The sequence below is a fragment of the Ruegeria sp. A5 genome (assembly GCF_056543005.1).
This window is the reverse complement of record NZ_JBQGAV010000009.1, coordinates 114,717-140,744: the sequence shown is the minus strand read 5'-3', so window position 1 is coordinate 140,744 and position 26,028 is coordinate 114,717. Positions and strand designations below refer to the sequence as shown.

The 26,028-nt window shown below is 58.4% G+C and carries 23 protein-coding genes; 15 read left to right on the top strand and 8 right to left on the bottom strand.

Translation table 11 applies throughout. The annotated features are described in order from the left end of the window. Positions 1-48 precede the first annotated feature (48 nt). On the bottom strand, positions 49-987 hold the full coding sequence (locus ACR0AY_RS18145; RefSeq protein WP_170408579.1) for a DMT family transporter: 939 nt from the start codon (positions 985-987) through the stop codon (positions 49-51). 196 nt (positions 988-1,183) lie between these two features. Between ACR0AY_RS18145 and ACR0AY_RS18140 the strand changes: the two genes are divergently transcribed. Beyond that, positions 1,184-1,651 (top strand): DUF1203 domain-containing protein, encoded by a 468-nt coding sequence (locus ACR0AY_RS18140; RefSeq protein ID WP_170515231.1) that lies wholly within the window; start codon positions 1,184-1,186, stop codon positions 1,649-1,651. On the opposite strand, the gene ACR0AY_RS18135 is transcribed toward ACR0AY_RS18140, so the two are convergent. After that, positions 1,648-2,640 carry an ABC transporter ATP-binding protein gene (locus ACR0AY_RS18135; RefSeq protein ID WP_170395098.1) on the bottom strand — a complete coding sequence of 331 codons (993 nt, stop codon included), beginning with the start codon at positions 2,638-2,640 and terminating at the stop codon, positions 1,648-1,650. The genes ACR0AY_RS18140 and ACR0AY_RS18135 overlap by 4 nt on opposite strands. Before the next feature lie 87 nt (positions 2,641-2,727). Between ACR0AY_RS18135 and ACR0AY_RS18130 the strand changes: the two genes are divergently transcribed. The 3 genes from ACR0AY_RS18130 to polA all read left to right on the top strand — a co-directional run bounded on the left by ACR0AY_RS18130 (position 2,728) and on the right by polA (position 6,526). Beyond that, positions 2,728-2,913, top strand: coding sequence for a zinc-finger domain-containing protein (locus tag ACR0AY_RS18130; RefSeq protein ID WP_170426216.1), 186 nt, complete (start codon positions 2,728-2,730; stop codon positions 2,911-2,913). Positions 2,914-2,957: 44 nt separating this feature from the next. After that, positions 2,958-3,620 (top strand): YrbL family protein, encoded by a 663-nt coding sequence (locus tag ACR0AY_RS18125; protein ID WP_170514188.1) that lies wholly within the window; start codon positions 2,958-2,960, stop codon positions 3,618-3,620. 104 nt (positions 3,621-3,724) lie between these two features. Beyond that, positions 3,725-6,526 (top strand): DNA polymerase I, encoded by a 2,802-nt coding sequence (polA, locus tag ACR0AY_RS18120; protein ID WP_170515226.1) that lies wholly within the window; start codon positions 3,725-3,727, stop codon positions 6,524-6,526. A 45-nt stretch (positions 6,527-6,571) separates the two neighbouring features. Here the strand turns inward: polA and ACR0AY_RS18115 are convergent, their stop codons facing one another. Next, positions 6,572-6,802: a DUF2798 domain-containing protein gene (locus ACR0AY_RS18115; RefSeq protein ID WP_170408576.1), complete on the bottom strand. Its 231-nt coding sequence runs from the start codon at positions 6,800-6,802 to the stop codon at positions 6,572-6,574. A gap of 73 nt (positions 6,803-6,875) precedes the next feature. Further along, the gene (locus ACR0AY_RS18110) at positions 6,876-7,631 is read right to left on the bottom strand and encodes a hydroxypyruvate isomerase family protein (protein WP_480454489.1); all 756 of its coding nucleotides are present in this window, start codon (positions 7,629-7,631) and stop codon (positions 6,876-6,878) included. A gap of 179 nt (positions 7,632-7,810) precedes the next feature. Here ACR0AY_RS18110 and ACR0AY_RS18105 point away from each other — a divergent pair, with 179 nt between their 5' ends. Then, complete coding sequence (locus tag ACR0AY_RS18105; RefSeq protein ID WP_480454488.1) at positions 7,811-8,818, top strand: DMT family transporter; 1,008 nt, start codon at positions 7,811-7,813, stop codon at positions 8,816-8,818. Here the strand turns inward: ACR0AY_RS18105 and ACR0AY_RS18100 are convergent. Further along, the gene (locus ACR0AY_RS18100) at positions 8,743-9,321 is read right to left on the bottom strand and encodes a DUF1285 domain-containing protein (protein WP_480454487.1); all 579 of its coding nucleotides are present in this window, start codon (positions 9,319-9,321) and stop codon (positions 8,743-8,745) included. The genes ACR0AY_RS18105 and ACR0AY_RS18100 overlap by 76 nt on opposite strands. 64 nt (positions 9,322-9,385) lie before the next feature. Here ACR0AY_RS18100 and ACR0AY_RS18095 point away from each other — a divergent pair, with 64 nt between their 5' ends. The 6 genes from ACR0AY_RS18095 (at position 9,386) to ACR0AY_RS18070 (ending at position 18,815) form a co-directional block, all read left to right on the top strand. Then, entirely contained in the window at positions 9,386-10,393 is a 1,008-nt protein-coding gene (locus tag ACR0AY_RS18095; RefSeq protein ID WP_170394959.1) for an AAA family ATPase, read from the top strand. Next, positions 10,390-11,265, top strand: a complete 876-nt coding sequence (locus ACR0AY_RS18090) for a DUF58 domain-containing protein (RefSeq protein ID WP_480454486.1) — start codon at positions 10,390-10,392, stop codon at positions 11,263-11,265. The genes ACR0AY_RS18095 and ACR0AY_RS18090 overlap by 4 nt, the downstream gene beginning before the upstream one ends. Further along, entirely contained in the window at positions 11,262-14,024 is a 2,763-nt protein-coding gene (locus ACR0AY_RS18085) for a DUF4159 domain-containing protein (RefSeq protein WP_170515217.1), read from the top strand. The genes ACR0AY_RS18090 and ACR0AY_RS18085 overlap by 4 nt, the downstream gene beginning before the upstream one ends. Continuing rightward, positions 14,021-16,063, top strand: coding sequence for a hypothetical protein (locus tag ACR0AY_RS18080; protein WP_170515214.1), 2,043 nt, complete (start codon positions 14,021-14,023; stop codon positions 16,061-16,063). Before ACR0AY_RS18085 ends, ACR0AY_RS18080 begins: the two co-directional genes overlap by 4 nt. Positions 16,064-16,130: 67 nt before the next feature. Then, complete coding sequence (locus tag ACR0AY_RS18075) at positions 16,131-18,344, top strand: response regulator (RefSeq protein ID WP_170515211.1); 2,214 nt, start codon at positions 16,131-16,133, stop codon at positions 18,342-18,344. Positions 18,345-18,353: 9 nt separating this feature from the next. Then, positions 18,354-18,815 (top strand): VOC family protein, encoded by a 462-nt coding sequence (locus ACR0AY_RS18070; protein ID WP_170515208.1) that lies wholly within the window; start codon positions 18,354-18,356, stop codon positions 18,813-18,815. Here ACR0AY_RS18070 and yaaA read toward each other — a convergent pair. The 3 genes from yaaA to ACR0AY_RS18055 all read right to left on the bottom strand — a co-directional run bounded on the left by yaaA (position 18,806) and on the right by ACR0AY_RS18055 (position 22,015). Continuing rightward, complete coding sequence (gene yaaA, locus ACR0AY_RS18065) at positions 18,806-19,576, bottom strand: peroxide stress protein YaaA (RefSeq protein ID WP_170515204.1); 771 nt, start codon at positions 19,574-19,576, stop codon at positions 18,806-18,808. The two genes, ACR0AY_RS18070 and yaaA, sit on opposite strands and share 10 nt — an antisense overlap. 33 nt (positions 19,577-19,609) lie before the next feature. Beyond that, complete coding sequence (gene recQ / locus ACR0AY_RS18060; RefSeq protein WP_170515200.1) at positions 19,610-21,649, bottom strand: DNA helicase RecQ; 2,040 nt, start codon at positions 21,647-21,649, stop codon at positions 19,610-19,612. A 78-nt stretch (positions 21,650-21,727) separates the two neighbouring features. Next, entirely contained in the window at positions 21,728-22,015 is a 288-nt protein-coding gene (locus tag ACR0AY_RS18055) for a YggT family protein (protein WP_170394943.1), read from the bottom strand. A 133-nt stretch (positions 22,016-22,148) separates the two neighbouring features. Here ACR0AY_RS18055 and ACR0AY_RS18050 point away from each other — a divergent pair, with 133 nt between their 5' ends. The 4 genes from ACR0AY_RS18050 (at position 22,149) to ACR0AY_RS18035 (ending at position 25,972) form a co-directional block, all read left to right on the top strand. Next, entirely contained in the window at positions 22,149-23,516 is a 1,368-nt protein-coding gene (locus ACR0AY_RS18050) for an MFS transporter (RefSeq protein ID WP_170515198.1), read from the top strand. Next, entirely contained in the window at positions 23,513-24,376 is an 864-nt protein-coding gene (gene mepA, locus ACR0AY_RS18045) for a penicillin-insensitive murein endopeptidase (protein WP_170515195.1), read from the top strand. The genes ACR0AY_RS18050 and mepA overlap by 4 nt, the downstream gene beginning before the upstream one ends. Continuing rightward, on the top strand, positions 24,349-25,233 hold the full coding sequence (locus ACR0AY_RS18040; protein ID WP_170515192.1) for an esterase-like activity of phytase family protein: 885 nt from the start codon (positions 24,349-24,351) through the stop codon (positions 25,231-25,233). The genes mepA and ACR0AY_RS18040 overlap by 28 nt, the downstream gene beginning before the upstream one ends. A gap of 91 nt (positions 25,234-25,324) precedes the next feature. Then, complete coding sequence (locus ACR0AY_RS18035; protein ID WP_170394930.1) at positions 25,325-25,972, top strand: queuosine precursor transporter; 648 nt, start codon at positions 25,325-25,327, stop codon at positions 25,970-25,972. Positions 25,973-26,028: the final 56 nt, after the last annotated feature.

The following is a 26,028-nucleotide window of genomic DNA, read 5'->3' as shown; positions in this document are numbered from 1 at the left end:
ATAAGGGCTGAAATGGATTGCACGGCGCGCTGCAATGCGCGCCGTTTCTTATTCTCCGGGCCTCGTCGCTCCAGTATCTGACCGGGGCGACCTGACGCGCAGCACAGGCGTATTAGCAGAGGTAGTGTTTGATCGGCTCTCTCGCCAAACCACGAAAACACCTGATGCGATGATGATACTTGCGCCAACGGCGACCCAGATATCCGGGTGCTCGCCAAAGAAAATCACGCCGAAGATCGTGGCCCAGATGATCTGGCTGTATTGACTAGGGGCAATGACGCCGGCGGGGGCGGCGCGATAAGCAAGGATGATCAGGTGCTGTGCGATTACCGAGAACACCCCGACAAACGCCATCATCGCCAGATGCAGCAATGATGGTGGTTGATAAACTGCCGGTTGGGCGACGCTCATGACGGCGATGGCCAGCAGCATAGGATAAAGGATCAGGACGGCAGAGCGTTCTTCATTCCCGATTTTGCGGACAAGAACCGAAGCAAATGCGCTGCAGAAGGCTGCTGCCAGAGCCGCTAAATGGCCCAGGGTGATTTCGGTCGCGCCAGGGCGCAGGACGATCAGGACGCCGATCAGGCCGACGCCCACGGCCGCCCACCTTTGGGCTCGGACCACCTCACCCAGAATCGGAATCGACAGAACAGTTACGATCAGCGGAAAGGAAAATAGCAGGGAATAGACTTCGGCCAGCGGCAGCACCGAAAAAGCGTAGAAGGCACAAGACATGGCCATGATCATCGTCGCTGATCGCAACAGCACCAACCACGGATGCCGCGGCAGGAAATTCCCAGTGGTCCGATCGGCCAGAATTGTTACTGCCATAGGGACAAAGGAAAACAGCGTCGCAAAGAAGATGATCTGCAAAACCGAATAGGTGCCACCCAGCACCTTGATCAGCACGTCATGCGTCGCGAAGACGGCAAAGCCTAAGAACGCAAAGGCAAGCCCACGAAGGGTGGAGTTCTGAGCGCTCATGACAAAAGCCTCAATCATAGATGGATCGTTTGGGGTGTTTGATGTTTGCTTAGACCCAAATTGGTCTGACGGGTAGCCCCTATTTTATCGCTAACATTCTTTTGCAAGCAGGGTTGCAGATTTTGCAATACGCAGGAAACGGGTCGAATCCAAAACAAGCGATTGCCATGATCATCTCAAATCAAGGAGAAACATCATGCACGGAATTTCAGCCCTACCAACACAGCAGGTTCAGGCATATCGCGCCGGTGCGCCGGATGGATATGGAAACCCACCAGAGCGTGCGATTTCCAATGGGGCGGGCAACCCGTGCCGACATTGTTTGAAATACATACCGGAAGGCAAAGAGATGCTGGTGTTGGCGCACCGACCCTTCCCGGAAACGCAGCCTTATGCAGAGACTGGACCGATCTTCCTTTGTGCCGACCCCTGCGCGCGCTATGAAAGTGAGGATGTGCTGCCCGAGGCGTTGACCGACTCGCCCAACTACCTGATCAAAGGGTATGGTCCGGACGACCGAATTGTCTATGGAACCGGGATCATCACCCCACAGGCGCAGTTGCATGAGGCGGCTGAAAAAATCTTCTCCCGCGCTGATGTCGCTTACATCCACATCCGATCTGCTCTGAACAACTGTTATCACGCACGGATCGATCGTGTCTAAAGCTTGACGCGGTGCATCCCCCGATGTGGTTGGTTCGGGTCGTTGACAGTTGCGTCGTCGACCCGACTGGAGGTCAACGCAAGGAACACATCCTCAAGATCAGCTTCTTCAGTGCGGACGTCCTGGATGCGAATATCGGCCTGACGTACAGATTCCAGCACCTGCTCGGCTGTAGTTAGGTTGCTGTGGTATTGCAGCACAAGGTCGCCGTTCTCACGTTGCGCTGCAATCACGTTATCCGCTACAGGCAGAGTCTGTATGGGGCTATCCGGCACGATCACCATGGTTCGGCTGTCCATGCGGCCCAGCAGATTGGCCGTGCTGTCTTGTGCGATCTTTTCGCCGTGATTGATAATGGCGATCTCGTCACACATCTCTTGCGCTTCTTCCAGATAGTGCGTGGTCAGGATGATGGTCATGCCCTGTTCGTTCAGCTTGCGCACATTGGCCCAAAGCATCTGTCGCAGTTCAATATCCACACCCGCCGTGGGTTCGTCGAGCACCAGAATCTTGGGATGGTGCACCAGCGCCTTGGCCAGCAGCAGACGCCGTCGCATTCCGCCCGAAAGCGTGCGCGCATAGGCCTCGGCCTTGTCGGCAAGGCCAACGAGGTCGAGGATCTCATCGCTTCGCCGATCAGACTTGGGAACACCGTACAGCCCGGCCTGAACTTCTAATGCGCCTCGAGGTGTAAAGAACGGATCAAGGTTCAATTCCTGAGGCATCACGCCGATGGCGGCGCGGGATTGGCGCGGGTTTTGATCCTGGTCGAAGCCCCAGATCGAGACGCTGCCAGACGTTTTGACCACCAGCCCTGCCAGAATGTTGATCAGGGTGGATTTGCCGGCTCCATTCGGGCCAAGCAGACCGAAAACGGACCCCTGCGGTACCGTCAGGTCGATCCCTTTCAAAGCCTGTTTCTCGGGCTGGCCCTTGCCGCCGCGATAGGTCTTGCGCAGTGATCTGATTGTGATTGCCGCATCGGACATGTGGCCCTTGCCCCCGGTTTGCTCATCGCCCATAAACGCACCTAATACATGCCCGCGAGGCCGACAACCAAAGAAGGATCGCCAGCCGTGACCATCGAAGCGCCGGAAACCAAGATTGTCGAAAATACCCGCGTCGCCTGCGATGGTGGCGAGGGTGCGCTGGGTCATCCGCGCGTCTGGCTGCAGATTCCCGAAGACACTGGTTGGGTCGAGTGCCCCTATTGCGATTGCAAATACGTGCTGCGTGGTGAGGACTCTGGTCAGGACGCGTAAGGGCGATCAGGACGGCAGGCGGTCGTAACTGGCGAGGATGGATAATGCTGTTCACAGCCAAAACGATTGACCTTTCCGACAGCCAGCCAATCGCGAACGGGACTGTGCGCAGTGTCTATGACTTTCCCGGTCATCCTGACCTTCTGATCAAAGTTTTTACCCGGTCCCAAGATCGTGTCTCGCACAGGCTTGGCAAGCGACTGGCATGGAAACTGTTCCCCGAGGCGCAGTATCGCAGCACGCTAAAAGAGCTGGAATGCGAGCTGCGGGTATCGCTGAAACTCGGGACGGAAATTGAGCGTTCACCCCTGTCCAGGATGTTGGGCGTGGTTCAGACGACGCATGGGGCGGGGGTTGTGGTTGAGCGCATTTCTGGCCTTGATGGCGGGCTTGCACCAAAGCTGTATGAAGTCTGCCGTAGTGGATTGGACGCCCCGGTTTTAGATGCGCTGAATGCATTCGTCGGGCAGATGTTTGACCTTCACATCGTCGCGCGCGACGTCAAAAGTTCGAATATTGTCTACGGGACAAGGGGCGCTGGTCCGGCCTGCTTCCTGATCGACGGATATGGAGAACGGAACCTCATCCCACTGCGCAGCCTGTCCCAACGTCTGAATGATCGCTCGCTGAACAAACAGTTCTCGTTGATCGCGCAAAAAGCAGGCTTGGCTTGGAATGCGGATAAGCGCACCTTTTCGAATGGCTAAGGCCAGACCACGGGCAAATTAGGTCGCAACGAATTGGCCAGGTGGCCTCGTCTTTCGTGCAGCCCTTCTGTACAACTTGGCGCAACCCAGCGCAGGAGCCTCATATGACCACCACCCAATTCGGAAAAGGCTGCCATCTGCATCTGATTGATGGATCAGCCTTTATCTTCCGCGCCTATCACGCTTTGCCGCCGTTGACGCGGAAATCAGATGGGCTTCCGATTGGGGCCGTGTCGGGCTTTTGCAACATGCTGCAGAAATATGTCGAAGGGAACGCCGGGCCGGATGCGCCGACCCATGTTGCGGTGATCTTCGACAAGGGCTCGCATACGTTCCGTAATGATCTCTATGATCTCTACAAGGCCAACCGTGAAGCGATGCCCGAGGATTTGCGCCCGCAAATGCCGCTGACTCGCGAAGCCACCAAGGCGTTCAACATCGCCTGCAAAGAACTTGAAGGCTATGAAGCCGACGACATCATCGCGACCCTCGCCGTTCAGGCGCGTGAGGCTGGTGGGCGGGTGACCATCGTCAGTTCTGACAAAGACCTGATGCAGCTTGTGGGCGGCGGTGTCGAGATGCTGGATGCGATGAAGAACAAGCGGATCGATCGCGATGGGGTGGTTGAGAAGTTCGGCGTTGGGCCCGAGCGGGTAGTCGATGTGCAGGCTTTGGCCGGGGATTCGGTGGATAACGTACCGGGCGCTCCGGGCATTGGTGTGAAGACGGCAGCGCTGTTGATCAATGAATATGGCGATCTGGAAACCCTGCTGGATCGCGCTGAAGAGATCAAACAGCCCAAGCGCCGCCAGACTCTGATCGAAAAGCGCGACCAGATCGAGCTTTCGAAGAAACTTGTGCAATTGGATGAAAACACACCGTTGGATTTCACTCTGGATGACCTTGAGGTGAAGGATCCCGATGCTGAGACTTTGATGAAGTTTCTGGCAGAGATGGAATTTCGGACGCTCACCAAACGCATTGCTGACAAGCTGGGCGTCGAGTCCCCTGTCATCCCCGATATATCCACGCCCGAGGCGGAGTCACAGGCCGAAGACGTCCCATTTGATGCAACGAAATACGAATGCGTGCGCGATGCTGCGGCTTTGCAGAAATGGATCGATCAGGCCTACGAGCGCGGCTGGGTTGCGGTGGATACCGAGACCACTGGCCTGAATGAGATGATCGCCGATTTGGTCGGGATTTCGCTATGTGTCGAGGCGGGTGAGGCTTGTTACATCCCGTTGACTCACCGTGAAAGCGCGACCGATGATCTGTTCGGATCGGATGCGCTGGCCGATGGACAGATGCCGCTGGATGAGGCTCTAAACTTTCTGAAACCGATGTTTGAGGATCCGTCGATCCTGAAGATCGGACAGAACATGAAATACGATGCCAAAATCTTTAAGCGATACGGCGTCGACGTTGCCCCCATCGACGACACGATGCTGATGTCCTACGCCATGCACGGCGGTGAGCATGGGCATGGCATGGATACGCTATCTGAACGCTATCTGAGCCATACGCCGATTCCCATCAAACCTCTGCTTGGCTCGGGCAAGTCTGCAATCACTTTCGACAAGGTGCCGATTGACAAGGCCACGGCCTACGCTGCCGAGGATGCGGACATCACCCTTCGCCTGTGGAAATTGTTCAAGCCGCAGTTGCATCAGGTGCAGGTGACGACGGTGTATGAAACACTTGAACGTCCATTGGTGCCGGTTCTCAAAGAAATGGAGATGCATGGCATCAAGGTCGATCGCGATGTTCTCAGCCGAATGTCAAATGCATTTGCGCAGAAGATGGCCGGGTTAGAGGCTGAAATCCACGAATTGGCGGGTGAGAACTTTAACGTCGGTTCGCCAGCGCAACTGGGTGAAATCCTGTTCGACAAAATGGGGCTTGAGGGTGGCAAGAAGGGCAAGACCGGTAAGTACTCGACCGGGGCGGACATTCTTGAGGACCTCGCGACCGAACATGAACTGCCGCGCCGGGTGCTGGACTGGCGGCAACTCTCCAAGCTGAAATCGACCTATACGGACGCGCTGCAGACCCATATCAATCCTGATACGGGCCGGGTGCATACGTCATATTCGATTACGGGGGCGAATACGGGCCGTTTGGCCTCGACCGATCCGAACCTGCAAAACATTCCGGTGCGGACTGAGGAAGGTCGGCGCATACGTGAGGCGTTCATTGCCGAGCCGGGCAATGTGCTGGTCAGCCTTGATTACAGCCAGATTGAGCTTCGGATTCTGGCCCATATCGCCGATATTCCGACCCTGAAACAGGCGTTTGCGGATGGTTTGGACATTCACGCAATGACGGCGTCCGAGATGTTTGATGTTCCGTTGGACGAGATGACGCCGGATATCCGTCGTCAGGCCAAGGCGATCAACTTTGGTGTGATCTACGGCATTTCGGGCTTTGGGCTGGCGCGCAATCTGCGCATTCCCCGGGCGGATGCGCAGGGTTTCATCGATCGCTATTTCGAACGTTTCCCCGGTATCCGCCGTTATATGGACGACACGATCGCGTTTGCCAAAGAGAATGGCTATGTCCAGACCCTGTTCGGCCGGAAAATCCATACACCTGAGATCAATGCCAAGGGGCCGCATGCGGGGTTCTCGCGTCGTGCTGCGATCAATGCTCCGATCCAAGGGACGGCAGCAGATGTGATCCGGCGCGCGATGGTGAGGATGCCGGATGCGATCAACGGCTTGCCCGCCAAGATGCTGTTGCAGGTGCATGACGAATTGCTGTTCGAAGTGGCCGAAGAGGCCGTGGATCAGACCATCTCGGTCGCGCGCGCGGTGATGGAAGGGGCGGCTGATCCGGCAGTGAAGCTGGATATCAAGCTGGTCGCGGATGCCGGACAAGGCGCGAACTGGGCCGAGGCCCATTAGGGGCGGCGCAGCTTATCAAGCCCTGCGGGCCCTCTTTGCAGCGGGTCAGGCTTCTGGCCTGACCAGGCGGGCGATCAGGCGTTTTACGAAAGGGCCCAGCGTCAGGATGACGGTAAAGGCGATAGGCCAGCAAAAGGCCCAAGAGGCCATCCAGTCTCCGAGTGTTGAAGGGCTGAAGCCGATAGCTTTTAGCGTGGCTATGCCGGTGACGACGCAGGACATCAGGCCGGACATGATCAAGGCGAACAGGGCATTGGCATAGCGGGCAGATATCATGCGGGGCATCCTTGGCGTGTCGATGCCCTCAATTGCGCCATTTCAGTCTGAAAATCCAGCGTTCATATAGGGTTTAATACTGTATCCAAGCCAGTGAGTCCTCAGTCCGCCGAGTTGAGGGGTTGTATTCGGCGCTGACCCAGCCGCTGTAATCCGACTGGTCCATCGCAGCAAACAACGCGGCAAAGTCCATTGTACCCAGCCCGGGTTCCGAGCGATCCGGCGCAGCCCCGATCTGTGCATGGACAATACGGGGCTGAAAACGGTGCCAAATCGCCAGCGCGTCGCCGTGGATCATCTGTGCATGAAAACTGTCATATTGTAGGCCGACATTTGCGCGGTCGAAGCGGTCCAGCACTTCGGCGGCCAGATCATAATTGTTCAGGAAGTAACCGGGTTGCGATACGGGGTTGAGCGGTTCGATTGTAAACCGCTGTGCCGGCGCGAGGTCGGCGGCCCATTGCAGGTTCTCGACAAAACAACGCAGGGACTCGGGGCCGGAAGCGTATCCTGCCATAACGTGAATCATCTCTGGCCGCAGCACATCCGCGTAGCGCAGAACGCGCCGGATATCGGACTTAAACCTGTCAGAGCTGCCGGGCATGGCGGCGTAACCCGGTTCACCGCCGGTATAATTCGGGGGCGGGGCGTTGATCAGCACCAGATCAAGCCCGCTGGACAGCAGCGCGCGGCGGGTCTCTTTGGCCGCGAGGTCGTAGGGGAAGAGAATTTCAACAGCCGTAAACCCGGCCTGCGCGGCGGCTTGAAACCGGTCGAGATAGGGCAGTTCTGCAAACAGCAGTGAAAGATTGGCGGCAAATCTGGGCATCGGGCATCCGGTGTCGAACTTTGCAGAGCCTAACGATCACGACGGCCACGTGAAAGAGACTGAAAACGACAGATTGTCGAAAATCGGCCAGATAAAGGCTTTCGAATCAGGGACCATCAGGCTCAAGCGGTATCCCGTTGCGAGGGCCGCGCCAACAATAAGGTCTGATCACGATGGCCATGAGCCCTGAACCCGCGCGCGGGACCGCTATAGCTGTATCTGACGGTCGACAGACCGCGTTCACCGGAAATACGCTGGCGGTGGCTTCGATGCTGACGTGGGCGGCGGGTTTCCCGGCGGCTGAGATCCTATTGCAAAGCTGGCCACCTATCGCCCTGTTCGCAGCACGGATGTCTCTTGCGGTGTTGGTCATGGTACCAATCTGGCTGATTCTGGACGGACCGGCTCAGGTATTGCGCGCCCGTTGGGGCCATGCCCTCCTGGTCGGCGGTTTGGGGCTAGGGTCGGGGATGTTCCTGATCCTTGTAGCGCAGAAGCTGACCGACCCAGTTACCGTTGCCATTATCGCCTCGTGTGCGCCTTTGATCGCTACGATCATGGAGCTTGTGGCGGGAACGCGGCGATTGCGCTGGAGCTTTGCGCTGGGATTGGTGATTTCAATCATTGGCGGCCTGATTGCCACCAGCGCGGTGGCACCGGCACAATTAGGACTGGGCGCGATGTGCGCAGTGGTGTCTACCGCGCTGTTCTGTTGGGCCAGCATGGCCACTGCGCGCGACTTCCCCGAGCTTAGCCAGTTGGGCCGTAGCACCATTACCTTGGTCGGAGGATTGTCGACCGCAGCCATTCTAGTACCGTTAGCCGGATTGCTGGGGCTAGAGGTCATGCCTACACGCCCCGTAGATGTGGCGCAGATGGGTATGTTGGTGTTCTACGCACTGTTCTCACTGGGCCTGAGCCAATTTTTCTTCATAGCATCAGTGGGAAAACTAGGGGTCGCCCTGGCGTCATTCCACATCAATATCGCGCCATTTTATGTGATGGTGATCATGATGGCGCTGGGCGAGGACTGGAACTGGACCCGCGCGCTGGGCGCGTCGCTGGTGGCGCTTGCGGTCGTGCTGGCGCAGGACCGCAAACCGCGACCGGTTCAATCCTCTAGCACATCGGATGCGATCAGTGGGAAAAACTGGCCGTCCGACCAGACACCAAACCAACCGTCGTGATGTCCGGCGATCTCGACCAACCGGTAAAAGCTCTTGCGATCAATGCGCGCCTCAAGATTCGCGCGCACCAATATGTAGGGTGAGGGCTCATCAGTTTCCGTATTTAGGACAATGCGTATCGGGTGATCGGGCCCGGCGATGGCTGTATCGCCCACTTGCGTCGTAAAAGTCAGACGTTGGGCTTCGCCTTGTCCCTCATGCTCAAAATCAACGGCAACAAACGGCGCATCCTCGACGGTGATTCCCACCTTTTCAGCGGGAGTGACGAGAAAGTACCTACCCTCTTCTTTCTTAAGAATTGAGGAAAATAGCTTAACAAGCTCGACCCTGTTGATCGGTGACCCTAGATAACTCCAAGTGCCATCTTTGGCGATCCGAATGTCCAGATCGCCACAAAACGGAGGATTCCATAGGTGAACGGGCGGCAAACCCCGCGTTTTGGCCGCTTTGACCGAAGCCGCCAGACCGTCTGGCGAAGGGGTCACGGGTTTTTGTCCGCTCATTGCTTTTGCCATTTCCTCTCAGCGCGATACACTTCAATCATAACAGTCCACGGAAGGGAACCTCATGTCCGAACCTGCCGACCTCGTGTCCGAGATCGAAGCGCTGGAAAACAAGCTGCAAGAGGCCAAATCCTCGATCACCCGCCGCTTTATCGGGCAGGAGAAGGTCGTGGACCTGACCCTGACCGCGCTTTTGTGCGGCGGTCACGCGCTGCTGATCGGTCTGCCGGGGCTGGGCAAGACGCGGTTGGTCGAGACGCTTTCGACCGTGATGGGCCTGCATGGCAACCGCATCCAGTTCACGCCGGACCTGATGCCTGCTGATATTTTGGGCTCGGAAGTGCTGGATACTGCCGAAGATGGCAGCCGCCATTTCCGCTTCATCTCCGGCCCGATTTTCTGTGAGTTGCTGATGGCGGATGAGATCAACCGTGCCAGTCCCCGGACTCAATCGGCACTGTTGCAGGCGATGCAAGAGCGTACGGTGACAGTCGCGGGCGAAGACCGCGAATTGGGCGTACCGTTCCATGTGCTGGCAACGCAGAACCCGATTGAGCAGGAAGGGACCTATCCATTGCCCGAAGCTCAACTGGACCGGTTTCTAGTGCAGGTCGACGTGGAATATCCGGATCGCCAGACCGAGCGTGATATTCTGCTGGCTACCACGGGTGTTGAGGAAGCCGAGGCGCATCAGATTTTCACCAAAGAAGAATTGCTGGCCGCACAGGTTCTGTTGCGCCGGATGCCTGTAGGAGAGTCGGTTGTCGAACTGATCCTCGATCTGGTCCGCGCCTTCCGCCCGGATGAGGCAGGTGTGTCAGAGCGGGTGAAGGAAACTGTTGCCTGGGGTCCCGGACCGCGCGCTGCGCAGGCTCTGATGATGACCGTGCGCGCAAATGCGATGCTGGAAGGCCGTTTGGCCCCCAATGCCGAGGATGTTCTGACCATGGCCCGTCCGGTTCTCAGCCACCGTATGGCGTTGAACTTCGCGGCGCGGGCACGTGGTGACAGCCTCTCTGACCTGATTGAGTCCACCGCTACTGGGCTGGTCCGAACAGAGGCCGCGGCGTGAGCGCCGCCCAGACCCTACGCGAACGCTCCGAGGCCGAGGCGTCCCGGTTGCCGCCGTTATTGGCGCGTGCCGAGCATCTGGCCGGAACTGTGTTATTGGGCGATCACGGGCGGAGACGCTCGGGTCTGGGGGATGATTTCTGGCAGTACCGCCCTGCGCAGATTGGCGACAGTCGCCGGTTGATCGACCATCGCCGTTCGGCCCGTGGTGATCAGCAGTTTGTACGTGAGCGCGAATGGCAGATTGCACAGTCGATCATGCTTTGGGTCGATCAGGGCGCGTCGATGCGGTTTGCTTCGGACAAGAACTTGCCGACCAAGGCCGATCGTGCGCGCCTGCTGGGGCTGTCGACCGCTATCCTGCTTGTGCGTGGCGGCGAGCGCGTTGGTCTGACTGGCACGACGCTGCCCCCGCGCAGGGGGAATGCTCAGATCATTCGGCTGGCCCAAGCCTGGTCTGAAGATGCGCAAACCGATTACGCGCCACCCGAACACCGCGCCATGATCCCGCATGCGCGTGCGGTATTTATTTCGGATTTTCTTGGGCCGCTGGACGAGGTCGAGCTTGCGCTGACCAAAGCCGCCGACCGGGGCGTGCGCGGCGTGTTGTTGCAGGTTCTGGATCCCAGCGAAGAATCCTTCCCCTATTCGGGACGTACCATTTTTGAAAGTGTTGGTGGCACCGCTCGACATGAAACCTTGAAGGCCGCAGACCTGCGTGATCGTTATCTGGATCGCCTTGCGCAGCATAAGGACGCGCTGACGCAGCTTTGTCGTGCGACCGGATGGCAGATGGGGCTCCATCACACCGGTGACAGTGCTCAATCGGCTCTGTTGTGGCTTTATCGCGCCTTAGATGGGGGTGCGCAATGACGGTTCTTGCAGGCATCGGCTTTACCGCGCCATGGGTGCTGCTGGGCCTTTTGACCCTGCCGATCCTGTGGCTGATCCTGCGCGCTGTTCCGCCTGCGCCGATCCGCCGACTGTTCCCTGCGGTTACCTTGTTGCTGGGCCTTAAGGATGATGAAAGCGTTTCGGACCGTACACCATGGTGGTTGCTGCTACTGCGGATGCTGGCAGCCGCAGCGATCATCATCGGGCTGGCAGGGCCGGTGCTGAACCCCTCACGCGATGAGACCGGATCCGGGCCGCTACTGCTGGTGCTGGATGCAGGCTGGGGGGGCGCGACACGTTGGTCCTCGACACTTGATCAGATTGATGCGCAATTGACGGAAGCCGGGCGGGCGGGTCGTCCTGTGTCGATCTTGCGTCTGACTGAGCCTGAGGCACCTGTGTTTCAGGCCGCCGAGGCGTGGCGTGGGCGTCTGCCGGGCCTTACACCGATGCCGTGGCAACCAACCCAAGCGCAGATTGACCAAACTCTGATCGCGTTGGGACAGGTTGAAGGTGGCTTCGACACCCATTGGTTCAGCGACCGTCTGTCCTATGTCGGCCATGATCGTTTGACTTCTGCCCTTCAGGCGCGTGGGGACGTGATTGTCTACCAATCCACTGCACCCGTTACCGCGATCTTGCCCGCCACCTATCAGGACGGCGCAATCCGACTCAGCGTACAGCGCGCTAATCCAGGACCAGAGGAAAGAGTCACCGTTCTGGCGCAAGGGCGCGACCCGGCAGGAGCAATGCGGGTGCTGCAATCGACCAATCTTGAGTTCGAAAACGGCTCTACGCAGGCGGAAATTGATCTTGCGCTTCCATCGGAACTGCGCGCACGCATTACACGGTTCGAGATTCAAGGCCAGCGCTCTGCCGGTGCCATTACACTGACAGATGACAGCCTGCGTCGGCGCGAAGTGGCATTGATCGCAGGTACCCTGAACCGCGAAGGGTTAGAGTTACTGTCGCCGCTTCACTACCTGACACAGGTACTGATTCCGACCGCTGATTTTGTCGAAGGCGGCCTGGCCGAGGTTCTCCCCGCGAACCCGGATGTGATCGTATTGGCGGATGTGGCCAAGCTGTCCGAGTCGGAACAGGCTGAAGTCGTCGAATGGGTTGAACAGGGCGGCCTGCTGCTGCGCTTTGCCGGCCCACGCATGGCCGCCAGCGATCTGGGGCGCGATACTGAGGATGCACTGTTGCCGGTTCGACTTCGTAGCGGTGGCCGCTCGGTCGGCGGCGCCATGAGCTGGGGTGAAGCGAAGGGGCTTGCTCCGTTCACTGAAAACTCGCCGTTCTATGGGTTGGAGATTCCTGCGGACGTCTCTGTGACCACTCAGGTCATGGCACAACCAGATCCTAATTTGGCGGATCGGGTCATTGCATCACTGTCGGATGGCACACCATTGGTGACCCGAAAACCGCTGGGGCTGGGGCAGGTGGTTCTGTTCCATGTCACGGCTGATGCGGAATGGTCCAGCCTTCCGCTGTCCGGGCTGTTTGTCGAAATGCTCGACCGGCTTGCCGTTGCCTCTGCTGCCAAATCGCGTCAAGAGGCTCAGATGCAGGGCACCGTATGGGAGCCGATTCAAATAATGGATGGCTTCGGTGTTTTGACTGACGCAGGAACGCTGCCCGGTGTCGATGGAGTCGAACTGGTTTCTGGGCAAATCGGGCCGGACCTGCGCCCGGGGCTTTATGAAAACGGCAAGCAGAAACTGGCGCGGAATGTTCTTGCCGAGGATGCTGTACTATCCCCGGTGATCTGGCCGTCTGACGTCCCAATCCGGGGTCAGGAGATCAGCAATGAGACTCCGTTGGAAGGGCCGTTGCTTGGCCTTGCACTGTTGTTGCTGACAATCGATGTGATTGCGTCTTTGGCGTTGTCGGGGCGCTTGGCCAAGGCAACCCCTGTTGCATTTGCGCTTGCTGCCCTGTTCCTTGCCCCTGAGGTGCGGGCACAGACCCCTGAAGACACCGATTTTGCATTGAACGCGACGCATGAGCTTGTGCTGGCGCATGTACTTACCGGGAATGCTCAGGTCGACGATATCGCGCTCGCCGGGCTGCGCGGGTTGGTGCAGACGCTGCATTTTCGCACTTCGGTCGAACCCGCCGATCCGATTGGCATCGACCTTGAACGTGATGAGCTTGCATTCTTTCCGCTGCTCTATTGGCCTGTTACTCCGGACCAGCCACAGCCCTCGGTTGAAGCCTATGCAAAGCTGAACGCCTATCTGCGTTCGGGCGGGATGATTTTATTTGATACGCGCGACGCCGATATCGCCGGTTTCGGGGCGTCCAGCCCCAATGGGCGTAAGCTGCAACAACTGGCCGCCCCGTTGAATATCCCCTCATTAGAGCCTGTCCCGCGTGATCATGTCCTGACCCGCGCCTTTTATCTGCTGCAGGATTTCCCCGGACGATATTCTGGCACCGAGGTCTGGGTCGAGGCCGCGCCACCCGATGCCGAGCAGATCGAAGGAATGCCCTTCCGAAACCTCAACGATAACGTGACCCCGGTGGTGATCGGCGGTAATGACTGGGCCGGGGCCTGGGCGGTGGATCGCAACGGTCAGTCCCTATTGCCCGTGGGTCGCGGTTATGCCGGAGAACGGCAGCGCGAGTTGGCCAATCGGTTTGGGGTTAATCTGGTGATGCATGTGCTGACCGGGAATTACAAATCCGATCAGGTTCACGTGCCCGCGCTTTTGGACAGGTTGGGACAATGACCGGAACCGTCATCTTTGACCCGCTAATCCCTTGGCCGTTTCTGGCAGCCGTGGCATTGATTGCCATGTCAGGTGTGGTTCTGGCGCTTTGGCGCGGTCTGTCGGGCTGGGCCCTGCGCGGCTTGGCGGCCTTGGTCATCCTCGGGGCGCTTAGCGGTCCTGTCTATCAGGTCGAAGATCGCGCGCCGCTTACCGACATCGTGTTGATGATCGAAGATGAAAGCGCCAGTCAAACCCTATCGGATCGTGCCGAACAGACTGCTCAGGCTGCCAACGACCTCGCGACCGAGATCGAAGCCCGAGAAAATACCGAGCTGCGCCGCATCCAGGTTGGTGACGGCGATGGTGACGAGGGCACGCAGGTCATGGCTGCGCTGAACGCGGCGCTGGCCGAAGAACCCCGTGCGCGGATAGCGGGCATTATCGTGGTGTCAGACGGCATCGTTCATGATGCAGACCTGGCACCCGACCTGCCTGCTCCAATGCATCTGTTGCAGACCGGGCGCGAAGGCGATTGGGATCGGCGCCTGATCGTGCGTAACGCCCCAGCCTTCGCCATTATCGGTGAACCCGTGACCCTGACCCTGCGCGTCGAAGATACTGGCGCTGCGCCTGCTGGAGTTACTAACGCTCCGCTTGAGATTTCCGTCGATGGAGGTGAACCCGAGCAGTTCACCATTCCAATCGGTCTGGAGGTCGAGCTCCCGATCACGCTGCCGCATGGCGGTCGGAACGTCATCCAGTTCACGGTTCCGCAGGCCGAGGGTGAGCTGACTGACCGCAACAACACGGCTCTGATCCAGATGAACGGCGTGCGGGATCGCCTGCGTGTTCTGCTGGTTTCGGGCGAGCCGCATCCGGGCGGGCGTACGTGGCGCAATCTGTTGAAATCCGACAGCTCGGTTGATCTGGTCCATTTCACCATCCTGCGGCCACCGGAAAAGCAGGACGGCGTTCCGGTGGACGAACTCTCATTGATTGCCTTCCCGACGCGAGAGTTGTTTCTGGAGAAGATCAATGATTTCGACCTGATCATCTTTGATCGCTACAAGCGGCGCGGCATCCTGCCTGCGATCTATCTGGACAATGTTGGCGACTATATCGTCAATGGTGGCGCGGTGCTGGTCGCTGCTGGCCCTGATTTTGCCACGGCTGACAGCCTGTACCGATCCCCGCTTGGGCCGGTCCTGCCCGCAAAACCCAGTGCGCGGGTTTACGAGGAACGGTACGTGCCCATGGTCACCGATCTGGGCCAGCGTCATCCGGTTACCGCTGATCTGGGCGATGCTGAGACTTGGGGCGCTTGGCTGCGCCAGATCGATGTCAGCCAGCTGTCCGGCAATATGCTCATGACCGGCGTGGATGATCGTCCGTTGCTGCTGTTGGATCGCGTGGGTGAAGGCCGTGTGGCGCTGATGGCATCAGACCACGCCTGGCTATGGAGCCGCGGCTTTGAGGGTGGTGGCCCGCAGCTGGAACTACTCCGCAGGCTGGCGCATTGGATGATGAAAGAACCCGAGCTTGAGGAAGAGGCGCTGTGGGCCGAAGCGAACGGCCAGTCCATGCGCATTATCCGTCAAACGCTGGAGGATGAGGTTGGCCCGGTCACCGTCACCCTCCCCAACGGCGACACCTTGGAGATTACGCTAAACGAAGTCTCGCCCGGTCGGTTCGAGGCGCAGTACTTCGGCCCTGAAATTGGCCTGTACCGTCTGGAAGAGGGTGCGCATTCTGCCGTGATCGGTCTTGGTCCTGCTGCACCAAAGGAATTCGAGCGCACGATCGCGACCGATGAGATTCTAAGCCCCGTTCTGGCCAGCCTGCGCGGGGGAACGATCCGGTTGGAAGAGGGTCTGCCCTCAATCCGGAATGTCCGTGCGGGCCGACCGGCAGCAGGTCGGGGCTGGATCGGTCTGACCCCGCGCGACGCCTATGAAACCCGCGATGTTACACAGGCCGGGTTGCTTCCACCCTGGCTGGTGCTGTTGCTGGCCGGTGGGTTCCTCTTGGCCGGTTGGTTGCGCGAGGGACGTCGCTAACGCTGCTTAAGCACTTTTTCATGCTCTACCGCGATGCTCTGAGCAGATTATCGCGGGAAAACTTTACATGAGTCTTGCTGAGAAACTGGCGCAGGAACGGCGCGCACGACTGGCGGCCGAGCGGTTGTTGCATCTGAAACAGGCCGAGTTGTCTGCTGCCAACCGCAAATTGGGACGTCATGCTATCGCATTGACACGTCAGATCGATGAGACTCAGGCCGAAGTTGCGACGGTTCGCGATGAAAACGAAAAGGTCAAATCCGATCTGACCGTGGCCAATGCCAAGATCGAAGTGGCTGAACGCCGCCTGTGGCATTCGATCCAGACCATCCCTGACGGGTTTGCCTTTTTCGACGGCAACAACACACTGATCGGTGCCAACGCCGCTTACCTAAGCGTATTCGATGGGCTGGAAGAGGTCGCGCCGGGGATCAGCTACACGCGTATTCTTGAAATTCTGACCCATGAAGGGATCGTGGACATCGGCGCAGAAAATATCGCGGACTGGCAGGTGCGTATGCTTGCACGCTGGGCGCAACCGCACCCCGAACCCGAGGTGATCCAGTTGTGGAACAGCCAATATATCCGGCTGATTGATCAGCGGGGCCACGGCGGTGACGTGCTGAGCCTGGCGTTGAACATCACAGCCTCGGTCCGGCATGAGGCCGAGCTGGACGCTGCACGTGAACGGGCCGAGGCCGCAAACCGCGCCAAATCCGCCTTTCTGGCCAATATGAGCCATGAGATTCGCACGCCGATGAACGGGATCGTCGGTATGACCGAACTGCTGACCGAAACCCCGATGAACGAAGAACAAAGGCTCTATGTAAGCACAATTCGCAATTCGGGCGAGGCTTTGCTGGTCATCATCAACGATGTTCTCGACTATTCCAAGATCGAGGCCGACAAGTTGACGCTGCACCCCGAACAGTTCGATTTGGAGCGCTGTATCCTTGAGGTCGCGATGCTGTTGCAACCCAGCGTACGCGACAAGGGCCTGACCTTGCTGGTGGACTATGACCTGTTCCTGCCGACGCTTTTTGTGGGTGATCCGGGGCGGATTCGGCAGATTCTGACCAACCTTGTCGGCAATGCAGTGAAGTTTACCGCGCAAGGCCATGTCCTTATTCGGGTGACCGGCGTTCCTGACGCGACAACTGAAACCTGCGACATCCACGTGGCCATCGAGGATACGGGTATCGGAATCAAAGCCGACAAGGTCCCGCACATCTTTGGTGAATTCAATCAGGTTGAGGATGCTCAGAACCGCCAATTCGAAGGCACGGGTTTGGGGCTGGCAATCACCAAGCGGCTGATCTCGATGATGGGCGGTGCCGTCTGGGTCGAAAGTGACGCGGGCAAAGGATCTTGCTTTGGTTTCCGTATCACACTGCCCACGGCCGAAGGTCCGCAGCCCGTTCCGCCTGATCTGGCGGGGCAGTTGGGCCGTGTTCTGGTGGTCGAGGATATGGCCGTCAACCGCGCCATTTTGACCAAGCAACTGAGCCGCCTTGGGTCTCAGGCGCTCACCTGTTCAACAGGGGCTGAAGCGCTTTCTGCAATGGACAAAACTATTGATCTGGTGCTGTGCGATCACGATCTGCCGGACATGGACGGTCTGGAACTCGCCACAACACTGCGCGACAAAGGATGGGGTGATCTGCCAATTGTGGTGATGTCGGCCAATCCGGGTGTGATTCATGCCGACCCGGCCCATCGCCTGATTGACGGCGTGTTGCAAAAGCCCATTCCTCGCGCCGAGCTGTATTCACGGCTGATGGCGCTGGGTGCTCCTGTATTCAAGTCGGATCGCAGTGACGACTGCGTCGCTGATCCCGAGACTCATGCGCAAGTTCCGCAGAATCAGAGGCTGATGCGAGTTCTGGCAGCCGAGGACAATCGAACCAATCAACTGATCCTTCAAAAGATGACCAAAGATCTGAATATCGATTTGAAATTCGTCTCCAATGGGTTGGAGGCGGTCGAAACCTTCGCCAGTTTCGACCCGGACCTGATTTTCATGGATATCTCGATGCCCAAGATGGATGGGAAAGAGGCGACGGGTGAAATCCGGCGGCGCGAGATCGGCACGGATCGACATGTTCCCATAGTGGCCCTGACGGCCCATGCCATGACAGGGGATGATCAGGGCATACTGGCAGCCGGGCTTGATCATTACATGACCAAACCGTTGCACAAGAAGCTGATCCACAAGATGATACTGGAACATCGTCCAGCCGATGCCCAATTGGTCGGTGCAGAAAGTGAAAGTACGGAATAGGATCGATTTATGTCAGATGAGCGCGGTTTTCGCCCCCGGGGATTGGGTGAGATTGCAATTCGCTGCACCGATATGGCGGCAATGGTGTATTTCTATGAGAAGGTGATCGGGTTGCAGCGATTGCAAGGCGACCATAACAGCGCCATCACCTTTTTTCGGATTGCCGAAGGGTTTGGTGGACATACACAGGTGCTGGCCCTGTTTCACCAGTCTGTTGGCTCTGAGCGTGGATCGGGCCAGACTGGCGCGGCAGTGCCAGTAACAGGGGGTGCCTCGGCCCTGCACCATATCGCGCTGTCGCTGCCCTTTGTCGAACAGGATGCTGTCATGCGCTGGTACGACCAGATCGACAAGCCTTATCGGGTCGAGCATTTCGGCTGGATCGGCTGGCGCGGTATCTTCACCCAAGACCCCGAAGGGAACACCGTTGAGCTTGTAGCCTACGACCCTTCACTGCTTGATCAGGCCTGATAGGGGCGAACAAACACAGGTTTGTAGTCGTCAGACAGATCTGCCCTGTATTCATAACCACCGCTGTCGAAATCCAACAGGCCACTGGGATCGGTCAGGCGGTGCTGGATGATGTAGCGTGCCATCGCACCGCGCGCTTTCTTGGCAAAGAAGCTGACGATCTTGGGGGTGCCGCCCTTGTCCTCCATGAAGACCGGGGTCACAACGGGCAGCTTCAGTGCCTTCAGGTCGACCGCGCCGAAGTATTCCTGACTGGCGCAGTTCACCAGAACCTTGCTGTCAGTTTCGGCGGCCTGCGCGTTCAGCACCTTGCTTAGCTGATCGCGCCAATATTCGTACAGGTTTTTTCCGCGTCTGGTTTTCAGTTTACTACCCATCTCAAGCCGGTAGGCCTGTATGGCATCCAGCGGGCGCAATACGCCATAAAGCCCGGACAGAATGCGCAGGTGATCCTGTGCCCAGGCCATTTCGTCAGCATCCAGCGATGCGGCTTCAAGCCCTTGATAGGTATCGCCCGCAAACGCCAGTGCGGCAGGGCGCGTCGTCTCCGCATCGGGCGCGTCCGAGAACATACGATACCGGTCGCGGTTCAGGCGGGCCAAGTCGTCGCTCAGGTCCATCAGTTTTTTCAGATCGCCCAATGTCAGATTGCGTGCGGTCTTCGACAAGCGGATCGCGTCATCCTGAAAATCGGGTTGGGTTAATTCGACGTTTCGTTCTGCCCAATCCAGCCGCTTGGCCGGGGAAATCACTACCAGCATATCCGCCCTCGTTTCTCGCCTGTTCAGGCGTATCTAGCCCGCCTGTTGCAGCACGTCCAGAAACGCCGCGCCAAACCTTTCGTGACGACGGTCACCCAGAACCTGCTCCATCGCTCGTGGATCATTCGGGTGCAGTTGCGCCACTTTCGCCAGTTGCGAGGCCGTACAGCTTAGCGGTTTGTCGATCCCGTCGGGGCCACGCGACAATTGCGATTGAACCTCAAGCAACTGATCGTAAATGTCGCCCTGATTGCGGCCGGCAAGTTTGCGCCGCGCCGGGTGCAATTCTTCTACCGCGCCGGTCAGCACCTCAAGGAAAGTGGAACCATAGCGTTCCAGTTTCTTTGACCCGATACCGCTGATCCGCGCCATGTCATCCAGATTTGCAGGTCGGGTTTCTGCCATCTCGATTAGGGTGCGATCAGGAAAAATGACATAAGCCGGGACCCGAGCGGCTTCGGCCAGTGCGCGCCGCTTGGCCTTGAGCGCCGAGAGCAGCGGCGCGTCTTCCTCGGACACCATCGCTTTGACAGCGGATCGTCGGGTGGCTTTGCGGATGGTATCCTTGCGCAGATCGATCAACGCCTCACCTTTCAGGATGGGTTTGGCGGTTTCTGTCATACGCAGCGCGCCGTGGCGTTCAGGGTCGGGGCGCACCAAATCATGGCCCATCATCTGCCGGAAGATCGCTTGCCATTGTGGGCGCGACCAGTCCTTGCCGATGCCGTAGGTGGACAGATTGTCGTGTCGCCGTGCGCGAATTCTATCAGTCTCGTTGGCAAGCAGAATGTCGATCAGATGACCTGCCCCGAACCATTCCTCGGTGCGTAGAATGGCGGACAGAGCCATGCGGACGGGCGTTGTGCCGTCGAAGACTTCGGGCGGGTTGTCGCAGAGATCGCACTTGCCACAGGGTTCAGCCTGTTCCCCAAAATACCCCAGCAAGCTCTGGCGGCGGCATTTCAGGGCTTCGGCCAATCCCAGCAGCGCGTTAAGACGCGCATGATCCGCCATGCGCCGTTCAGGTGGGGCTAGCCCTTCGTCGATCTGTGAGCGTCGCAGACGGATATCATCTGGCCCGAACAGGGTCAGGGTCTCGGCTGGTCCACCATCGCGTCCGGCGCGACCGATTTCTTGATAATAGGCCTCGATCGATTTCGGCAAATCCGCATGGGCGACCCAGCGGATGTCCGGCTTGTCGATACCCATGCCAAAGGCGACCGTAGCGACGACAATCAGCCCGTCCTCGCGCGCAAAGCGAGCTTCCACGATGCGGCGATCCTCGGCCTCCATCCCGCCGTGATAGTGGCAGGCCGTGTGACCTTCGGCGCGCAGGGCTTGCGCCAGCACCTCGGTCTTGTTGCGGGTCCCGCAATAGACGATGCCGGACTGGGTTTTGCGCGCGGCAGCGAAATCGAGGATCTGTTTGCGCGGTCCATCCTTGGCGGCAAAAGCCAGATGGATATTGGGCCTGTCGAAACCCCGCAGGAATTTGCGCGGCGCGACACCGTCGAACAGTTTTTCGACGATCTCGTCCTGCGTTTCCGCATCCGCTGTCGCGGTGAACGCGGCGAGGGGAACATTCAAAGCGCGCCGCAGCTCTCCGATCCGCAGATAGTCAGGGCGGAAATCGTGGCCCCATTGGCTGACACAATGGGCTTCATCCACCGCGATCAGATTGACGTTAATCCTACGCAGCATCCCCAGCGCCGACCCGGCGGCCAGACGCTCGGGCGCCATATACAGAAGCTTGAGCCGCCCAGCCTCTAATGCGTCCCATACCGCATCAGTTTCTTCGGGGGTGTTGCCCGAGGTGAGCGCGCCCGCCTCGACACCGGCTTCCTGCAGCCCACGCACCTGATCGCGCATCAAGGCGATCAGCGGAGAGATCACAACAGTCACGCCGTCTCGCAGCAACGCAGGTAATTGGAAACATAAGGACTTGCCCCCACCAGTGGGCATGATCGCCAGCACGTTTTCACCTGCGGTCACGGTGTCGACGATCTCTTCCTGACCGGGGCGGAAGTCGTCGAATCCGAAAACGTCTCGCAACAAGGGTGCGGAGTCGAACATGCGACGGAGGGTCCTGTTTTATGGTTAATCTGCTCTTAAGACAGGACCATCACATACTAAGATTCGGTGAACAAGAGGTCAGTAGAAATAGACCGCGTTGTTGATCAGGATTATCCGCAATGCATAGACCCCGATCAGCACCACCAGAGGGGTCAGATCCAGACCGCCCATGGCGGGCAGAATGCGGCGAATGGGGCCGTAGATCGGCTCTAACAAACGGTTCAGTCCGTACCAGATTTGCGCCACCAGTTGCTGGTGCAGGTTCAGCACCTGGAAGTTGATCAGCCAGCTCATGATCACATGGGCAAGGATGATGAACCAGACAATGTCCAGGATCAGCAGAAGGATTTGGATCAGTGACAGCATGGGCACTCCGTTCGTCAATTGCCCTGAGACCTAAGCGTCACAGCCGCAAAGAGCAAGTGCGCCCCAACAGAACGCTTGCGAATTGACCCAAAGCCTCGTCTTATGATCGCAACAATAATAATATGGGGCAGAGATGGCGGAGATTTCCAAGCGTAAGCGCATCTGGGGCTGGTGGTTTTTCGACTGGGCCAGCCAGCCGTTCCATACATTGCTGGTGACCTTTGTCTTTGGCCCCTATTTCGCCGGGGTGGCGGCTCAATACTATGCGAATACCGGATTAGACACCGATGCTGCGGCGGCGCAGGCGCAGACCGTCTGGGCGAATTGCCTGACCATAACTGGGCTGATCATCGCGTTCGGAGCGCCCCTGTTGGGCGCGATGGCGGATGTTTCGGGTCGGCGCATCCCGTGGATTCTCGGGTTTTCGGTGATGTACGCGGTGGGGTCTGCCGCGTTGTGGTACACGATGCCCGATGGCTCGAACATGTGGTTGATGCTGTCAGCTTTTGGTCTGGGCTTTGTGGGCGCAGAATATGCACTGATCTTCATCAACTCTCAGCTGCCCGATCTGGGTGACGATAGAGAAGTGGGCGAGATTTCAGGTTCGGGCTTCGCCTTCGGCTATTTCGGAGGCCTGCTGTCGCTGGCCATCATGCTGGCGCTGTTTGTTGAACAGCCCAACGGCAAGACCTTGATTGGTATGGATCCGTTGTTCGGGCTGGATGCGGCAACGCGTGAAGGGACGCGGTTTGTCGGCCCCTTCACCGCTGGATGGTTCGTGTTGTTCATGGTGCCGTATTTCCTGTGGGTTCGGGATGATCCTGAGACCAACAAACAGGGTAGCGTGGGTGAGGCGCTGCGCTTGCTGGGCAAGTCCGTGGCGGCTTTGCGTCACCGGGTCAGTCTGGCGACCTATCTGGGGTCTTCTATGTTCTATCGCGACGCGCTGAACGGGCTATACAGTTTCGGAGGCGTCTATGCGCGGCTGGTGCTTGAATGGGACCTGATAAAAATCGGCGTATTTGGGATCGTCAGCGTTCTGGCCTCGGCCATCTTTGCGTGGATCGGGGGCAAGATGGATCGCAAGTACGGCCCTAAACCGGTGATATTGGTTGCGATTTGGGTTCTGATCTTTGTCTGCGTAACGGTTGTGTCGATGGATCGAACACAGATCTACGGAATTTCATTACCCGTAGGCTCGGGCCTGCCGGACATGGCGTTCTTCGGGTGCGGAGTTCTGATCGGCGGCATGGGAGGTATTCTGCAATCCGCCAGCCGTTCAATGATGGTACGCCATACTGATCCCGCCACCCCGGTCGAGAGTTTTGGGCTGTACGGGCTTTCGGGTCGGGCGACCGCCTTTGCGGCGCCGCTATTGATCGGACTAGCAACAGCAGCGACCGGTAGTGCAAGACTGGGGGTGTCACCGATCATTCTGTTGTTTATTCTGGGCCTAGTCCTGATGCGCTGGGTGAAACCGGAAGGGGATCAGAGCAGATGATTTTACTACGTTTTTTGGCCGTTCTGGCCGCAATAGCACTGGCAGGCGTGGCCACGGCACAGCCCTTGGCCAAACAGTTATTCGGAGCCCAGAAGGTGGGGTCGCAGCAAAAGTCCGCCGCATTCGGCAGTTATTCGCGCGGGTGCGCCGCCGGGTCGGTGCAACTCCCTGAAACCGGGCCAACTTGGCAAGCCATGCGCCTGTCGCGCAATCGCAATTGGGGGCATCCTCAGGCGATCGACTATGTGCAGGATCTCAGCCGGTTTGCCGCGAAACAACCGGGGTGGAATGGTCTCTATATCGGGGATATCAGCCAACCGCGGGGTGGGCCGATGACCTCGGGCCATCGTTCGCACCAGTTGGGTTTGGATATCGATATCTGGATGCTGCCGGGCGATAACATGCGCCTAAGCCGCAAAGCACGCGAGAATATCTCGTCTATATCCTTGCGCCGCGCGAACGGCGCGTATGTAAACGGCAACTGGACCAAGCAGCACCATGCGGTATTGCGCGAAGCCGCCAAGGACAAGCGCGTTGCCCGGATCTTCGTATTCCCGGGTGCAAAGGTGCAGATGTGCAATGACGAGAAGGGCAACAAAGCCTATCTGCGCAAGATCCGGCCATGGTGGGGACATCACTATCATTTCCACGTGCGGCTGAAATGCCCGAAAGGATCGAAAGGTTGTGTAAATCAGGACCCACCACCCAAGGGTGATGGTTGCGCCGAGGCACAGCAATGGGTGCGCAATATTCTGAACCCACCGCCACCTGATCCAAATGCACCAGCACCGAAAAAGCGTCGTGAGTTTCGTCTGGCTGATCTACCCCAGCAATGTACCGCCGTTCTGCAATCCAACTGATCACGGCGCTTCTGCTGGCAGGGACTGTTCAGGCGGTGGAGCTTAAGCAGGCTTCGCTGCTGGACAGCTATGTCTGGCGCGACAACGCCAACTGGTTCGGTGGATTTTCGGCGATTCATATCTCTGAAAACGGGCGGAACATGGTCGCTATCAGTGACCGGTCAACACTGATCACCGCGCGGATTGAACGAGATCAAGATACGATCAGAAACATCCAAATCCTTGACCAGTGGCCGATCCTGTCCAGCAAAGGCCGTATCTTGAAGGGGAGGGCAGGGGATTCCGAAGGGCTCGCCGTTGCTGCAGATGGCAGCGTTTACGTCTCGTTCGAAGGCGTTCACCGAGTCGTGCATTACACTGCCCCCGACGCCAATGGACGGGTTCTGCCGCGCCCGCGAGAGTTCCTGAATATGGACCTCAACGGCTCATTTGAAGCGCTGGCGATAGATGGTCGCGGGCGGTTGTATACGCTGACCGAAAAGACCCGCACTGTTCGGGGCGATATACCGGTCTATCGCTGGGATGGCGCACGCTGGTCAGCGCCTTTTGTGCTGCCGCCCCGTGGAAAGTTCCTACCGGTTGCAGCGGATTTCGGGCCCGACGGGAGGCTCTATGTGTTAGAGCGTGCGGTGGCTTTCATCGGCTTCCGCTCACGCCTGCGACGATGGGTGATCTCTGGCGACGTGCCCAAGGCCGAAGAAACGCTGTTTGAAACCGCTACCGGGGCCCATGACAATCTGGAGGGTCTTTCGGTCTGGCGCGATCAGAACGGGCGGTTGCGCGCAACCATGGTATCGGACGACAATTTTCGTTCCTTGCAACGTACCGAGTTGGTGGAATACTTGCTGCCTGATTGACAGGCCGCATACAATGGTCTAAACGCACGGCCTGCCTCGGGATGAGCCTGGGGCCAAGTCGCCGCTACCTTGTCAAAACGGGCATCTGAAAATGCAACGCAGCTTTATTCCCGGCATCCTTGCCATGGCCTCGATCGTCGTGGCCTCAAACATCCTGGTCCAGTTCCTGATCCTTGACGGCCTGTTGACCTGGGGTGCCTTCACCTATCCGTTGGCCTTTCTGGTCACCGACATCATGAACCGCGTCTACGGCGTGGGTCCGGCCCGCAAGGTCGTATTCGCCGGTTTTGTCACCGGTATCATCTGCTCGCTGATCGGCAGCCAGATCATGCTGCAGGGTGACGGCTTCACCTATGCCGCCGTGCCGCTGCGCATCGCAGTCGCTTCGGGCACCGCCTTCCTGATCGCGCAACTGACCGACGTCACTGTGTTCAACTCACTGCGTGGTGGACGCTGGTGGCGCGCGCCGCTGGTGTCGACACTGGTTGGCTCGGCGCTGGATACAGCGATCTTCTTTACCCTTGCGTTCTCGGCCTCAGTTACCGTCTTTGGTGCCAATGCAGATGCAGCGATCAACTGGGCGTGGGAGCCTGTGCCCTTCATGCTGTCCGGCCCGATGGCCCCGCTCTGGGTAACGCTGGCCTTCGCCGACTGGCTGGTGAAACTGTCGCTGGCGCTAATCGCCCTGATTCCGTTCAAGGTGATTGTTGCCCGTTTGACCGCCGCGCAGCCAGCATAAAAAAGTGCTTTGAGATTGGCGCATCTTGTGTCAGGCTCAGAGTTAACCGCAACAGA